Annotated in this window: 14 protein-coding genes; 8 read left to right on the forward strand and 6 right to left on the reverse strand. The window is 36.1% G+C overall.

Annotated features, from left to right (window positions below):
• Positions 1 to 78 precede the first annotated feature (78 nt).
• Positions 79 to 426, reverse strand: a complete 348-nt coding sequence (locus B045_RS0101305) for a cupin domain-containing protein (protein WP_018462459.1) — start codon at positions 424 to 426, stop codon at positions 79 to 81.
• A 1,047-nt stretch (positions 427 to 1,473) separates the two neighbouring features.
• On the opposite strand from B045_RS0101305, the gene B045_RS14110 reads away from it, so the two are divergent.
• Positions 1,474 to 1,770: a hypothetical protein gene (locus tag B045_RS14110; RefSeq protein WP_238311988.1), complete on the forward strand. Its 297-nt coding sequence runs from the start codon at positions 1,474 to 1,476 to the stop codon at positions 1,768 to 1,770.
• Between the two features lie 672 nt (positions 1,771 to 2,442).
• On the opposite strand, the gene B045_RS0101320 is transcribed toward B045_RS14110, so the two are convergent.
• On the reverse strand, positions 2,443 to 3,189 hold the full coding sequence (locus tag B045_RS0101320) for a response regulator transcription factor (protein ID WP_018462461.1): 747 nt from the start codon (positions 3,187 to 3,189) through the stop codon (positions 2,443 to 2,445).
• Positions 3,190 to 3,590: 401 nt separating this feature from the next.
• On the opposite strand from B045_RS0101320, the gene B045_RS0101325 reads away from it, so the two are divergent.
• From B045_RS0101325 to B045_RS0101335, 3 genes are all read left to right on the forward strand, one after another.
• Positions 3,591 to 4,937, forward strand: coding sequence for an MATE family efflux transporter (locus B045_RS0101325; protein ID WP_018462462.1), 1,347 nt, complete (start codon positions 3,591 to 3,593; stop codon positions 4,935 to 4,937).
• Positions 4,938 to 5,105: 168 nt separating this feature from the next.
• Positions 5,106 to 5,885 carry an SDR family NAD(P)-dependent oxidoreductase gene (locus B045_RS0101330; protein ID WP_018462463.1) on the forward strand — a complete coding sequence of 260 codons (780 nt, stop codon included), beginning with the start codon at positions 5,106 to 5,108 and terminating at the stop codon, positions 5,883 to 5,885.
• Positions 5,886 to 5,985: 100 nt separating this feature from the next.
• Entirely contained in the window at positions 5,986 to 6,669 is a 684-nt protein-coding gene (locus tag B045_RS0101335; RefSeq protein ID WP_018462464.1) for a class I SAM-dependent methyltransferase, read from the forward strand.
• Between the two features lie 21 nt (positions 6,670 to 6,690).
• On the opposite strand, the gene B045_RS15005 is transcribed toward B045_RS0101335, so the two are convergent.
• Entirely contained in the window at positions 6,691 to 6,984 is a 294-nt protein-coding gene (locus tag B045_RS15005; protein ID WP_081618577.1) for an HAD family hydrolase, read from the reverse strand.
• A 301-nt stretch (positions 6,985 to 7,285) separates the two neighbouring features.
• On the opposite strand from B045_RS15005, the gene B045_RS0101340 reads away from it, so the two are divergent.
• The 4 genes from B045_RS0101340 (at position 7,286) to B045_RS14795 (ending at position 13,790) form a co-directional block, all read left to right on the forward strand.
• Positions 7,286 to 8,365, forward strand: a complete 1,080-nt coding sequence (locus B045_RS0101340) for an efflux RND transporter periplasmic adaptor subunit (protein WP_018462465.1) — start codon at positions 7,286 to 7,288, stop codon at positions 8,363 to 8,365.
• A 2-nt stretch (positions 8,366 to 8,367) separates the two neighbouring features.
• Entirely contained in the window at positions 8,368 to 11,538 is a 3,171-nt protein-coding gene (locus B045_RS0101345; RefSeq protein ID WP_018462466.1) for an efflux RND transporter permease subunit, read from the forward strand.
• Positions 11,535 to 12,983: a TolC family protein gene (locus B045_RS0101350; RefSeq protein WP_025883035.1), complete on the forward strand. Its 1,449-nt coding sequence runs from the start codon at positions 11,535 to 11,537 to the stop codon at positions 12,981 to 12,983. Before B045_RS0101345 ends, B045_RS0101350 begins: the two co-directional genes overlap by 4 nt.
• Positions 12,984 to 13,076: 93 nt before the next feature.
• A complete protein-coding gene (locus B045_RS14795; protein ID WP_162163148.1) occupies positions 13,077 to 13,790 on the forward strand; it encodes a lipocalin-like domain-containing protein in 714 nt (237 codons plus the stop codon).
• An 86-nt stretch (positions 13,791 to 13,876) separates the two neighbouring features.
• On the opposite strand, the gene B045_RS0101360 is transcribed toward B045_RS14795, so the two are convergent.
• The 3 genes from B045_RS0101360 to B045_RS0101370 are packed head-to-tail and all read right to left on the reverse strand — an operon-like array spanning position 13,877 to position 15,516.
• Positions 13,877 to 14,569: an LrgB family protein gene (locus tag B045_RS0101360; protein WP_025883037.1), complete on the reverse strand. Its 693-nt coding sequence runs from the start codon at positions 14,567 to 14,569 to the stop codon at positions 13,877 to 13,879.
• Positions 14,569 to 14,931, reverse strand: a complete 363-nt coding sequence (locus B045_RS0101365) for a CidA/LrgA family protein (RefSeq protein ID WP_018462470.1) — start codon at positions 14,929 to 14,931, stop codon at positions 14,569 to 14,571. The genes B045_RS0101360 and B045_RS0101365 overlap by 1 nt, the downstream gene beginning before the upstream one ends.
• A gap of 12 nt (positions 14,932 to 14,943) precedes the next feature.
• Positions 14,944 to 15,516 (reverse strand): cytidylate kinase-like family protein, encoded by a 573-nt coding sequence (locus B045_RS0101370; RefSeq protein WP_018462471.1) that lies wholly within the window; start codon positions 15,514 to 15,516, stop codon positions 14,944 to 14,946.
• Positions 15,517 to 15,631 lie beyond the last annotated feature (115 nt).

The following is a 15,631-nucleotide window of genomic DNA, read 5'->3' on the forward strand; positions in this document are numbered from 1 at the left end:
GAAATAATCTACAATACCTTGTAATGATGATATTATAAGCTAATACATCTTATGCCATCTCTTTCTTATTCTCTTTTTCTATTTTTTAAAATCAATATTTCTTTTAACTGAAACCATTGTTATGATCATCTTAAATTTATTGTCTGCTCGCAGACTGTGAACATGACCTGCCGGTATCATGAATATTTCTCCGGCTTTGATAAGATGCTCTTCATCATCCAGAGTTACTACAAACTGTCCGTCTATTGCTTGTATAAAAGCATCGAGTGGGGCAGAGTGTGGACTAAGCTGTTGACCTTTACCAAAAGCGAAAAGGGTGATGCTTCCGCTTTCATTATGTAGAAGTTCCATACTTACGATACCTTCTTCTTGATATGCTATGATATCATTAGGATTTAGTGCTTTTCCTTTTTCAAATCTTGCCATACAGTTTTATTTTTATTTGTTCAACAATATTTTCTATTTTTATAGATACAAATCAAATGCCATGATGATAACGAATAACAAATGTTACCTAAATGCTTGTCATGTCATTTAATTGTCTTCGAAATACCTCTAGGTTATAGTCTGTCTATTGATATTCGAGACCCGTCTCCTTCATCATAGGGAAGATAAATTCTTTTTATTTTAAGTTTGTTCATATCTCTATAATTTATCCTTTAGCAAAGATATGAACATTTCAATAAATAAAATGGTAACAAATGTTACCTTCCTTGTATAAATGTAGTTAAATATTGGCTTGCTATTTATTCGCAATAATTGGCTGCCAATAGAAAGTAAATGTCGTAAGAGTGAAATGTGGTTTTGGATGTGTATGTATTTTTATTACATGTGTAATGTCTGAAAAATAAAATTATCCCAAAAGTTTGAAAATTGACAAATATCCTCCACTCGTAATATAAGCTTCTGATATCTAAACGATTAGCGGTGGAGGTTAACATCCACTATCCTCCACTAACCTCCACTTTTTTGTAAGCTATTAAGAAATAGCAAGCTAGTACCATGCATAAAACTGAATTATGGTAAATAATATATATTCAAATATGTTTGTATTTCATGGTATATTCTGCTTATGTGTAATGTTTTAGAATGATATTTCTGTTGTATTTTTAACAAGTCTGTATAAGTGTTTCCGTTTTGACGTAGAATGGGATCTATTCCATCGATCAAACGTTTCCATTGTATCGTAGGAATGAATCTATTATATCGTATAAACGTTTCCGTTTTATCAATCAGACGTTTTTAGGAAACCTTCACTTTTAGTGATTAGGGCTTAATCACTCAAAAGTCCTTCGTATTTTGCAGAGTGATTAGACCCTAATCACTAAATGGCGTATCGTAAAAAAGAATTTTTTCTTTGTGGCAATGGGTTGCTATAAATGTTAATTATCGCAAATATAAAGCTGAAAGTAATGTCATTGTTAAAAATAAATAGTATTTTTACTAAGTGAATAACCAATATATCTATCGGAAATGAAAACACACATTATTATTTTAACAGCATTATTCTTAAGCTTGCAATTAAATGCTCAAACCAATTTGCAAAAGGATTCTTTGAATATTCCTGTGATTCTAGTTGATGGAGTTGAAGTACAGAGTTTAGATAGTCTAAACCAAGATGATATTATAAGTGTAAACGTCGTAAAGGACAAAAAACTTTTAAATTACTTTTATCCACGTATGGGGGGGGGGTATGTGTATAACGACAAAATCAAAAAAATATCTTCAACCGATTCTACAAAAATATCAGAAGCAACTCGAAGAATCTAAGAAAAGACGAAAAAAGGGGAGTTTCTGATAAGGTGATTTAGTCATGATGCACTTGCAACGTGTAAAAACGGTTATGGATAATAATTTGTAGAAAAGTCGTTTGTTGTATTAGTTAAATACCAGAAAACAGCGGGTAATCATCACAATATGGTTGTCTGCTATCTGATAACATTATACAGGCGATAAATTATTCATGATATATTACGAAAATGTAAATATATATGATTTCTTGTTATTCATGATATATTAGATATAAGTTCAATACTAGTAAGGGATTTCTTAATAGTTTACAAAAACGTGGAGGTTGGTGGAGGATAGTGGATGTTAACCTCCACCGCTAATCGTTTAGATATCAACCGCTTATATTACTAGTGGAGGATATTTACCAATTTCAAACTTTCTGGATGTTTTTGTTTTCCCATGATTTAAAATGTAAAAAAAATATTATAACACCACTCGCGTTATGTTGAAACGGACCACAAGTGATGTCACACATCATTTTATTAGAAATCAATTTTATAGCTAATGTTTGGCATAATGATGTTGAAATAATCATCATATTCAAAATCAGTAAAATTTTCTTTGTCATTCCGCACTTTATTTAATTATTTGAAAGTGCAAAAATAGTCTTAAATCAACTACCTAACAATGCTGATTTATCAGTAAAATTTGTTATAACGGATAATCAATAAGACCTAGATTTTCAGCATATCTTATAGCTTCTATTGATGTGTCAACATTAAATTTTTTAAAAATACTCTGTCGATGTATATTTACAGTATTCACGCTGAAGTGAAGCTTGTCTGATATTTCATTACTTAGTTGTCCTGTACTAATTAACTTTAGAATATCCAATTCTCTTGAAGACAAAATTATATCTTTATTATAAAATTCATCTAGAGGAGAAAACACCAAACCAGTTTTAAAATTAACAATTTTAGAGTTAACGATATATGGAGGAGCTTGATTTGGTGCAATATCAACTATACTTAGACATAACCAAATATTACCCACTTTGTCAAATGCCAATATCATTATTTGTTCTATAACGCGCTGGTATTTCCCTCTTACCAAAGCTCGATATTCTCTTATTACTTTATTATATTTGGCATTCTTATTATGAGAAAACAAATGCTTGAATGTTGCAATACTATTCTTACAAAGAGCTTCATAATCATCTGGATGCACTTTAACTTCAGAATACTCACTGTTTGTCTCCTTAAATAACTCTTTATAATATTCAGACTCATATACATGCTTTTTTCTATAAACATCAAAAACAGAAAGAGCACAACCTTTTAAAAAAGTGGAATTTGAAATCTGATCAATATTTGTTTTTATGATTTCTTCCCCTATGCTAGTCTCATCAAATTTTTGATATTCAAGTAAATTGCAATATTCTTTTTCTAAAGTATTCATATCGTTTACAAAAATAGAAATAATAATTCATATATGATATATTTTGTGTGCCTTTATTTAAAAAATAAGAATCAATTTACTCTGTAGTAGATAAATACGTCTATTTAATATTTTGAATATGTATCTAGTTATTTTATGCTTATATAGATATTTATTAATTAGAGTTTTGCTGATATGGTTCACTGATTTTTTTGTATCTTTGCACAGATTATTGACAATAGTGAATGTTACTTTGAATGATGTTGCACTCATTGAGTGCGGGTGCATCTTTCTTTCATTGATGGCATATAGGTTGGATATTCTGTGGATTATCCAAGTATGTTTTAAACAATCCCAATATAATAATAAGGCAATGTATTGCTGATAAGACAAGTAGTTTAGGATACTACAATATATATGATATGATTAATAAACCTAAAGAACTCGGAACAGAAAGTGTAAGTCGGTTGCTGCTAAAGTATGCATTGCCTTCAATTGTTGCATCTACAGTGATGTCGATATTTAATATTGTCGACAGTATATTCATTGGACATGGTGTGGGTACACTGGGATTATCAGGTTTGGCAGTATTGCTTCCATTGATGAATATGATGGTAGCATTTTCAACACTTATTGCTATAGGTGGTGCCAACTTAATGTCAATAAGGCTGGGACAAAAAGATTATAAGAGTGCAAATGTCATATTAGGCAATGTTGTTACTTTGAGCATCATTTATGCGACAATACTCAATATTGTATGCTATACGTTTCTTGATAAGATCCTTATTTTTTCAGGAGCGTCAGCAGTGACTCTGCCTTATGCACGCAGTTTTATGCAGGTATTTCTTGCAGGTAATATTTTTACGCAACTGTTTTTTAACCTCAACGCAATGCTGCGCTCTTCGGCTGCTCCACAAAAAGCAATGATTGCCACAATCGGTATGGTGTTTATCGTTGTTATATTAAATCCAATATTCATCTTTGGATTGAAGATGGGAATGCGTGGAAGTGCTTTGGCTACAGTCTTGTCACAGGGAATCATGCTGTGTTATCAGCTACATCATTTTTATAATAAGAATAACTGTATTTATTTTCAGAAAGGCATATTCAGATTGCGATGGAATATGATTTCAAAAATGATGTCGATAGGTCTTTCTCCTTTCTTTATGAATCTGACAGCATGCGTGGTTGTTATCATTATCACAAATAGTCTGACCCGATATGGAGGTGATATGGCTGTAGGAGCTTATGGAATAATTAATCGTTTCTTATTCTTCTTTGTAATGATTATCATCGGACTTATGCAAGGCATGCAACCAATTGTAGGCTATAATTATGGAGCAAAATTATATAACAGAGCTTTTAAGGTGCTGAAACTGTCTATTATGTTCGCCACTTTTATATCAGTTATAGGGTTCTTGCTCGGAGAATTTTGCCCACACATGATTACATCTCTGTTTACCACTGACAAGCAACTTACAGAGATTTCTGCATCAGGTATGAGAATAATGATGATGGCAGTACCTCTACTCGGTACTCAGGTTATTTCAACAGGTTTCTTTCAGAGCATTGGCTATGTAAAAACAGCCATATTCTTATCATTGCTTCGGCAGTTAATTCTGATCATACCAGCATTGCTTGTTTTCCCATTATTCTTTGGGCTAAATGGTATTTGGATGAGCATACCGGTAAGCGATACGTTGGCTACAATTATATCTGTCACAATATTGATATATAATTACAGACAACTTAAAAAACTAGCTAATTGATATGATGGGCGCACTTAAATAGTACGCCCATATCGTTTATATTTAATGAAATAAAGAATTGAGGTTGTGATAAGCTAAAATTTCTGTATATTTGCAAGAGCATAGACAACAGTATTTTTTATTATTGCATGTTTGCATATCATAAATTAATAATATAGAAATCATAATATGAAAAAGATTGCATTGATAACAGGAGCTACGAGTGGCATTGGTGAAGCATGTGCCCTTCGTTTCTCTAAAGGAGGATACGACTTGGTACTTACAGGTCGTAATCAGAGCAAATTAGATTTATTGCAGAGCCGTCTTAATGCTGATGGTACCGATGTGAAGTTGCTCAACTTCGATGTTCGTGACCGTAACTCAGCAACAGAGGCTGTAAATACACTGACAGGCAAATGGCGTGATATAGACGTACTCATTAACAATGCTGGACTGGCATTAGGTTTGGAAAAAGAATACGAACTTGACCCAGAGAAATGGGAGACGATGATAGATACTAATATCAAGGGTATGCTTACAATGACTCACCTTGTAGTTCCGCATATGGTAGAGCGTAATCGTGGTCATGTGATCAATATGGGCAGTCTTGCCGGTGAAGCAGCTTATCCGGGCGGTAATGTATATTGCGCAACTAAGTCAGCCGTTAAAGCCATCAGTGATGGTCTTCGTATCGACTTAGCTGACACATGTATAAGAGTTACCAATATCAAACCAGGATTGGTAGAGACAAACTTCAGTGTTACCAGATTTTATGGTGACAAATGCAAAGCTGATAATGTATATAATGGTATTCATCCGCTTAGCGGTGAAGATATAGCCGATGTTGCTTTCTATGCAGCGAGTGCACCCGAGCATGTGCAAATAGCTGAAGTCCTTGTTCTTGCTACACATCAGGCTAATAGCTATGTGGTTAGTAAAGATCCTAACAGAAAAGAAACTTTAGGCTAGATATTTATCTTGAACTGTTCGGAATTTCCGAACAGTTCAATAACACACTCAGATAAAGTGTTACGTATATATTCATAATAAGAGACAACGTTATATAAAAATGGACGAAAAAAGTAATGTCCCAATAACTAAGGCATGGGATTGGAGTAAAAACACAGATAACTATTGGAGAACGCCTTGTATTGAAAGTGCTTTTTTGGCAGAGCGTTGGAATGCTGAAAACTTCAACAGTTTATTAGATTTAGGATGCGGTTTGGGCAGGCACACTGTTTACATGGGGAAGCATGGTTTTAAAGTTACAGCATTTGATTTATCTGATGAAGCGGTCGAATCAACACGGAACTGGGCTGATAAAGAGAATCTGAATATTGAAACATATAAAGGGAACATGCTCTCTTTACCCTTTCATGATAATAGCTTTGACTGTATTATTGCTTATAATGTTATTTATCATACAGATACTATTGGTTTCGAAACAATACTTGATGAAATTCAAAGGATTTTACGTCCAAATGGGGAAGTGTTTTTGACATTAATATCAAAATCCACATGGTCTTTTGTACATTTAGATAAAGCCAAGGTGCTGGATAAAAATACAATTCTACGTAATGAGAATGAAACTGGTGAAGATATTCCGCATTTTTATGTGGATATCAACGATATAAAAAACCTATTCACTAACTTTGAATTCGTTCGTCCACCGGTAGAAGAGCATGATTACGACATGGAGGATCCTAATAAATATTCGGTTCACTGGAAAGTTATTGTGAAAAAGAAAAATTGATTTTGAACTGCTCGAAAATTCCTAACAGTTCAAAATATCAGAAGGCTTTTCAAGTTCATATTTGCACGGTATGTCCTTTTTGCCATTACTCCAAGTAGCTAAAGCAAAGTCTACATGAGAGTTGATGGCGCATTGACTATCATAAGCAGAATCTCCTATGTACAAAGTGTCAGCTGGTGTAGCTCCAGTTCTATTAAAGTATGCGAGTATTGGTTCTGCAGACGGTTTCGGGTTAACTGTATCTGTAACACAAATGTATATCGTTTTATATAACGTGAATTTTGTTTGTAATAGCGCAAAGATAGTGCTTTTTATAAAATAGGCTCAATAATTATTGTAAAAAGTTACTTATAAAACTATGAAAAGCAATTTTTTTATTATATTTGCAAATGTATTAACATCTAACTTGTTGCGAGAACAATAACCACAATAAGGTTTATTCAGTTATTAAAGTATTTTGATGGCGAGAGTTACCCTCTTGTTTTATCATGAAACCACATAAGAAGTATATTAGAAACTTTTAATTTCACTTTAAGTTCTTTTAATCGATTATTATGGTTTTAATCGTTTAAATATAAGTAATTTTGCATCATAAATTTATTTATTTCGTTAAAATATGAATAAACAAATACTTATGCTTGCCGTTGGTATGGCACTGATAACAATAAGTTGTAAATCGACAAAGGAAAAGGATGTATCTGCTGTTTATTCAGTTACGACTCCAGAGGTAACAAACACATCTGTCTCAAAAGACTATGTAGCGAACATACAGTCGCAGAAAAATATTGAGATAAGAGCTCAACAAGGTGGTATATTACGTGATATATATGTTGATGAAGGTCAGATGGTGAGAGCCGGACAGCCTTTGTTTCGTATTGCTTTAGTTGGAGCACAACAAGAAGTGGAAAAGTCTAAGGCAGAAGCAGAACAAGCTCGCATAGACTTGCAAAATACTTCTACTTTGGCGGCTAATAATATCGTGTCAAAGAATGCACGTAAGATGGCACGTGCGAAGTTGAACTCTGCTATGGCTGATTATCGTCTTGCCAGTGAGCGCAAGCAGTTGTCACTTATAACTGCGCCTTTTACAGGTATAATAGGTAGAATACCTAATAAACGAGGAAGTTTACTTCAAGACGGTGACTTGATTTCAACTCTTTCTGATAACACTAATATATATGCTTATTTTAATGTTTCAGAACCTGAATATCTTGATTACCAACAGCATGCTGCAGAAAGAAACAAACTTCCATTAACTCTTATTCTTGCAAACGGAACTACTTTCCCTGTAAAAGGACATTTCCAAAACGTAGAAGGTGAGTTTGACAATGGAACAGGTAATATTGCTTTCCGTGCAAAGTTTACCAATGTGAATCGTATTCTAAGAAACGGTGAAACAGGAACTGTAAGAATGAATATTCCTGCAAGGAACGTAATGGTAATTCCTCAGCAGTCAACCTATGAAATACAAGATAAGAAATATGTGTTTGTTGTTGATGCTCGTGGTTATGTTCATGCGCGTCCTATAAAAATAGCTTTTGAAAAGCAGAATGTATATATAGTAACAGGAGGCTTGTCAATTAATGACAAGATTCTGGTAGACGGTATACAAAAGGTGAATGATGGTGATCGCATATCAATACGTTATAAGAGCCCGGCTGAAGTAATGCAGTCTATCAAATTAAATGCCAACTAATTATGTTCAAGAAGTTTATTCGCAGACCGGTTCTTGCAATCGTCGTTTCTCTTGTCATTGTGTTTATAGGTGTGTTGTCATTGCTCAACTTGCCTATTACTCAATATCCTTCTATCTCACCTCCAAAAGTTAATGTTGTCGCTGATTATCCTGGTGCCAACAATGAATTGCTGATAAAATCGGTAGTAATTCCTTTGGAACAGGTTCTTAATGGTGTCCCTGGCATGAAATATATTGAGTCTAATGCCGGTAATGATGGTGAGGGTGAAATAAATGTAGTGTTTAAATTAGGAACAGATCCTAATGTTGATGCTATTAATGTACAAAACAGAGTGTCGGCAGCAACAAATAAGTTGCCGCCAGCCGTTATACGTGAAGGTGTTAAGATTTCTCGTGAGGAACCTAACATCCTGATGTATATAAACCTATACAGTAATGATCCTAAAGCTGACCAGAAATTCCTTTTCAACTATGCTGATATAAATATTTCTCCGGAGTTGAAACGTGTTGATGGTGTGGGTGACTTGGATATCCTTGGTACACGTAACTATGCGATGCGTGTATGGTTGAAGCCAGATAAACTTACCGCCTATAATTTGTCAGCTGATGATGTAAATCAGGCTTTGGAAGATCAGAGTATAGAAGCTTCACCAGGAAAACTTGGCGAGAGTTCGGGTAAACGAGCAGAGAGCTTTGAGTATGTGTTGAAATATCCAGGACGTTATACTACCCCTGAAGAGTATGGAAACATCATATTGAAGTCAAATCCCAACGGTCAGTTTGTACGTTTAAAAGATGTAGCCACAATTGATTTCGGTACAGAGATGTATGATATCTATTCTACTCTTAACGGACATCCATCAGCTGCCATAACCTTGAAACAGGCTTATGGTTCGAATGCGCGTGATGTAATTCATGATGTAAAGAAAACAATGGCGAGACTTCAGAAAGATATGCCTAAAGGTATGCACTATGAAGTTAGTTATGATATAAGTCGATTCCTGGATGCGTCAATAGAAAAAGTTATCCATACACTTTTTGAGGCGTTCATACTTGTAGCAATCGTAGTGTTTGTCTTCCTTGGTGACTGGCGCTCGGCAATCATTCCTTGTATGGCTGTGCCAGTATCATTGATAGGAAGTTTTGCTGTGATGTCGGCGTTCGGCATAACGCTGAATATGATATCCCTCTTTGCCCTTGTCATGGCGATAGGTATAGTGGTGGATGACGCCATAGTGGTGATTGAGGCTGTCAACGTAAAGATAGCCACGGAACATCTCCCGCCTTTGGAGGCCACGCAGGAAGCGATGAAAGAAATCAGTGGTGCTATCGTTGCGATAACGCTTGTAATGGCATCGGTATTTATTCCTGTTGCCTTTATGGGAGGACCTGAAGGTATGTTCTATCGTCAGTTCTCTATCACAATGGCATCAAGTATTATTCTTTCAGGATTTGTTGCTTTGACACTTACTCCTGCACTATGTGCACTTATATTGACTAGAGAACAGGAGCAAAATCTTAGAAAGTCGTGGCTTCATAAAGTTCTTGATAAGTTTAATGCTGGTTTCAACAAAGGTGTGATCGGGTATGATAAGGTGTTGCAGCGTACTGTTTCCAACAAATTTGTCACATTACCGTTACTTTTGTTATTCTGTGCAATAGCATTCTTTGTGAATAATTCAGTTCCATCTGGTTTCATTCCAGAAGAGGACCAAGGTATGGTATATGCCGTGATTGAGACGCCGCCAGGTTCAACAATAGAACGAACTAATCTGGTTGCACATCAGTTATTAAATATAGTTGAGAAAGAAGAGGGCGTTCAGAGTGTTTCTTCTCTTGCAGGTTATGAAATACTATCAGAGGGAACAAGTGCCAATTCTGGTTCTTGTCTGATAAACCTGAAGTCATGGAAAGACCGTAAGCATACAGCAAAGGAGATCATTGCTGATCTTGAAAAGAAATGCGTTGCTATAACGGGAGCTCATATAGAGTTCTTCCAACCACCTTCGATACCTGGTTATGGTGCTGCGTCTGGATTTGAACTTCGATTGCTTGATAAGACTGGTAATAATGACTATCACCAAATGGAAAAGGTGAGCAAGGACTTTGTTAAGGAACTTAATAAGAGACCAGAGATTGGTTCTGCTTTCACGTTCTATTCAGCAAGTTACCCACAATATATGCTGCGCATTAATAATGATATTGCTGAGCAAAAAGGCGTTTCTATAGGTTCTGCTATGGATAATATGTCAACATTGATTGGTTCAGATTATGAGACAGGATTCATACGCTTTGGAAAGCCATATAAGGTAATCGTTCAGGCAAGTCCGCAGTATCGTGCATATCCGCAGAACCTTATGGGACTGACGGTGAAGAATAATCAGGGCGATATGGTGCCTTATGCTGACTTCATGCAACTGCAAAAGGTTTATGGTATGAGTGAAATCACACGTCATAATCTTTATAACTCTGCTGAGGTTACTGGTTCACCAGCATCTGGATGTAGTAGTGGTCAGGCAATTAAGGCAATAGAAGAGGTAGCTGCAAAGAAATTACCTCATGGATTTGATTATGACTGGGCTGGTATTTCAAAAGACGAAGTAGATCAAGGTAATCAGGCAATACTGATATTCGTAATCTGTCTGGTCTTTGTATATCTTATCCTGTCGGCACAGTATGAGAACTTCATACTTCCGTTACCTATCATAACATGTCTGCCAGCCGGAATATGCGGTGCATTCATATTCCTAAAACTTTTGGGGTTGGAGAATAATATCTATGCACAGGTGGCGATGGTTATGCTGATAGGACTGCTGGGAAAGAACGCGGTGCTGATGGTGGAATATTCCGTCCAACGCAGAAATCTAGGAATGACGATTCGGCAGGCGGCGATTGAGGGAGCGATTGCTCGATTCCGTCCTATATTGATGACTTCGTTTGCCTTTATTGCCGGACTTATACCTTTGGTATTTGCAAGCGGTGCAGGTGCGATAGGAAACCGTACTATTGGTAGTGCTGCAGTTGGAGGTATGTTGTTCGGAACATTCTTTGGACTGATAATAATTCCTGGTTTGTATTATATCTTTGGAACTATGGCAGAGAAAGTCAAGATGGTTAAATATCAGCGAGATAAACCTCTGACAGAAACAAAAGACAAAAAGTATAAGAAATGAAAAAGTTACATATCCTATATACTGTTTTGGTGTCGGCAGCCGTCATGACGAGTTGCAAGACACCTCAGGCTACCAATATGACGGACCGTGTGAAGTTGCAGTTGCCTTCTAAATTTCAGAAGGACAGCGTGGCTGGTACTAGTGCTACAGTAACTCCTTGGAGACAGTTCTTTACTGATTCTGCATTGGTTTCGTTGATTGATACGGCTTTGGCAAATAATCAGGATTTGCGCATCACTATTCAACAAATAGCGATAGCAAAGAGTGGGGTGCTTTCTCAGGAAGGATTGATGATGCCTACTGTATCAGGTGGTGGAAGTGTAGGTGTGTCAAAAGCTGGTAGATATACCAGTGAAGGTGCAGGTAACGCAACAACTGAGATAAAGCCAGGCAAGTCAATGCCAGAACCATTGATGGACTATCAGCTTGGTGCAACAGCTGATTGGGAAGTTGACTTATGGCATAAACTAAGTTCCAGTAAGCATGCTGCCGTAGAGCATTATCTCGCTACTGTTGACGGGCGTAATGCAGTGTTGTCTTCTCTTATCTCACAAGTGGCTGAAAATTATTACCAACTGCTTTCACTAGATAACAAACTAGATTTGATACATCAGTATATTGACTTGCAGAAGAAGGCTGTTGAGATAGCTAAGATTCAGAAGAAAGCTGACGCTGATACGGAACTTGCTGTAGAAAAGTTTGAGGCAGAACTAGCTAAGGCTCGTGCCGATGAATACACATTGAAGCAGCAAATCACTGAGAGTGAGAATAGTCTCAACTTACTGCTTGGTAGATATCCTACACAGATTGACAGAAACAAGGCTGCCTTTCTCTCAACAAATCTGCAGAAGGTGACTACTGGTATACCGTCAGAATTGCTTAATAACCGACCTGACATCAGACAGGCAGAACATGAGTTGGCTTCGGCAAAATGGAGCGTAGATGCTGCAAGAAAGGAATTTCTTCCGTCATTAAATATATCAGCAACACTAGGTCTTGACGCATTTAATCCAACATATCTCACGAAACTTCCAAAGTCTTTGGCTTTTAGTGTACTTGGTGGACTTACAGGTCCGCTAATTAATAAAAAGGCTATTCAGGCAAACTTCCAGACTGCTGACGCTCAACAGATAGAGGCTCTTTATGAATATGACAAGACATTGCTCACAGCTTATTCAGAAGTATGCACACTGATGTCGAAGATAGACAACCTTGACCGATACTATCAACTGAAAAAGGAGGAATCACAGAAGCTTGACCAGTCTATAAACATAGCTCGACTGTTGTATATGAACAGTCGCTGCACATATCTTGATGTGCTTATGGATGAACGTGATGCATTGGATGCCAAAATGGAACTTCTTGATGCTAAGGCGCAACAACTCTCAAGTGTGGTTGATGTATATCGCAGTTTGGGAGGAGGACAAAATCCTATGAAGGAATAATATTGATTATATTATCTTTTTCTTCATGTTTACAAAATAATGATTACTTTTGCAGCTAAGATATAATATAGACTAATAATTAAATAAATGAAAATGAAAAAGTTTTTTTTGAAATCAGCTGTTGTTGGAGCTTTTTTCATGACTTCAATCAGTGCTAGCGCACAAATTGACTTAGGTAATCTGGGAAAAGTTGTCAGTTCTGCTATTGGGGGAGAGGCAGGATCAATTATCTCAGGTAAAAATAATGTATCAAAAGAAAACATTGTTGGTACGTGGAGTTATCAACAGCCTTCAATCAGCTTTGAGAGTAGCGACTTGTTGAAGCAGGCTGGTGGTCAGTTGGCTTCTGCAGCTATTGAGAAAAAGCTTGCAGCACAGTTTGCTAAGGTTGGAATCACTCCAGGTAAGTTTCTTGTTACATTCGGTAACGATGATAAATTCTCTACAATAAAGGATGGTGTCGCTACGACTTCTGGAACATACGCTCTTAGCGGTTCAAAGATTACATTCTCATATCTTGAAGGTTCTGCAAAGATAACAGGTTATGCACAGATGAAGAATGGTACATTGTCTATCTCTTTTGATAGTTCAAAAGTTCTTGATGCTGTAAGTAAGATGAGTAAGTATTCTGCCAACAGTACGCTAAGTACAATATCTTCTCTTGCCGGTAGTTTTAACGGTATGAAGACTGGTATGGCTCTTGTTAAGTATGTTGCTCCAGTTGCAAAGGCAAAAGCTATAACATCAAAGACTACTACTGTTAAGAAGACAACAGCAAAGAAAACTACTACCAAGAAAAAGAAATAATTCAAAGGTAGACGATATAGAAATGAGGATATTCTTGTTGGAATATCCTCATTTTTTATATAGATGCATTTATATTCAAGAAATGTTTATAGAAAAAGTGCAAAAATAGATGCGCCTATAACTGTAAGAATTCCACATACAACAATTGATAGACCACTGATGGCACCTTCTATAGCTCCCATTTCCATAGCTTTGGCTGTTCCGACGGCATGAGATGAACATCCGATTGCAATACCTTTGGCTATAGGCTCTTCAATATGTAATAATTTAAGTATTCCTTCTGCAAAAATGTTTCCCAGAACTCCAGTAATGATGATTACGACAACTGATATAGATACATATCCACCAAGTTCTTCGGATATTCCCATACCAATGGCTGTTGTAATTGATTTCGGCAGAAATGTAACATACGTGTTGTGATCAAAAGAAAAAAGCAATGCTAGTAATAATATGGATACCAGACTGGCAAGTACGCCAGACAATATGCCGAAAAGAATAGCCTTACTATTCTTCTTTAAAAGTTCCATTTGTTGGTAAAGAGGCACCGCAAGACATATTGTTGCGGGAGTAAGCAGATAGCTTATCCACGAAGAATTGGATGAATAAGATTTATAGCTGACACCGGAAACAAGTAGGAAACAAATAGTTATGATGATGGCTATTAGAAGCGGATTCATATATGATAGCCTTGTTTTTTTTCTAATCCATATACCAAGTATATAACTGCTCAGACTAATCAGAACACCAAAATATACTGAATCTTGAAGTAATTCTTTCATTATTCTTCTCCTTTTTTATTGTCTCTACGTATAACGTATTGGGTAACGAATCCGCTTGTAGCCATTACAACAAATGTACTTACTACTGTGACAATAATATATGTCAGCAAATGGCTTTTTATAATAGACCATGAGTCAATCAGTCCCACGGCTGCCGGAATAAACATCATCGGCATTACGGATATTAATAATGTGCTTACCTCTCTTACTTGATTTACTTTTATCCATTTCATCATTAGAGCTGTGAACAAAAGCAAAATGCCATATATGCTAGCTGGTATTGGCAATGGAATGAGGAAATGAAATACTTCTCCCAAAAATGAGAATGCAATGATAATCAGAAACTGTATAATATACTTCATGCTGAGTCTATACTATTTTAATACGTAGTCTATATACTGTTCAATATACTTTGCTGAATTTACTGGTCCCATTCGCATACAGTCGAAGCAAATATCATAATCTTCTGCATTTCCCCATGTGAGACCTGTATAGAATTTATGGTATCTTATTCTACTGTTGTCCATTTCGTCTACGAATTCTGCGGCATCAGATTTGGTTAGCTCTCGTTCTTTAGCTATTGCGTCAATACGACCGTCAACATTACCTTTGAGAAACACGGAAATAAGATCTTCTCTGTCTTTAAAAATATAATTTCCGCATCGTCCAATGATAATACAATCTTTGTCGCCTATCATATTAACTAATATACTAAATGTCTTCTCAGATATCTTTGCTGGATATTCAATGGCTTCAGAAATAGCAAACATAAGTTCATCAACAGGTCTTTCTTCGAAGAAATTATTCATTTCATCAAGAACACCTTTTTGCTGAGCCATTTCCAGAAGATTCTGGCGTGTATAAAATGGAATATTATAGTGAGAGGCAAGTATTTTCCCGATACTCAGTGCTCCACATCCACATTGCCGTGCAATTGAAATTATCATTTTACTATGTTATTTGGGTGCAAAGGTAATGATTTTATGTTAGAATGAGTCGCGTTCCTAATTTTAAATTTGTACCTGTGATGCAGTGTGAAATGCTAATAATATAATTGATAAA

Origin of the sequence: Segatella paludivivens DSM 17968 = JCM 13650 (genome assembly GCF_000373185.1) — a bacterium.
Taxonomy (GTDB): domain Bacteria; phylum Bacteroidota; class Bacteroidia; order Bacteroidales; family Bacteroidaceae; genus Prevotella; species Prevotella paludivivens.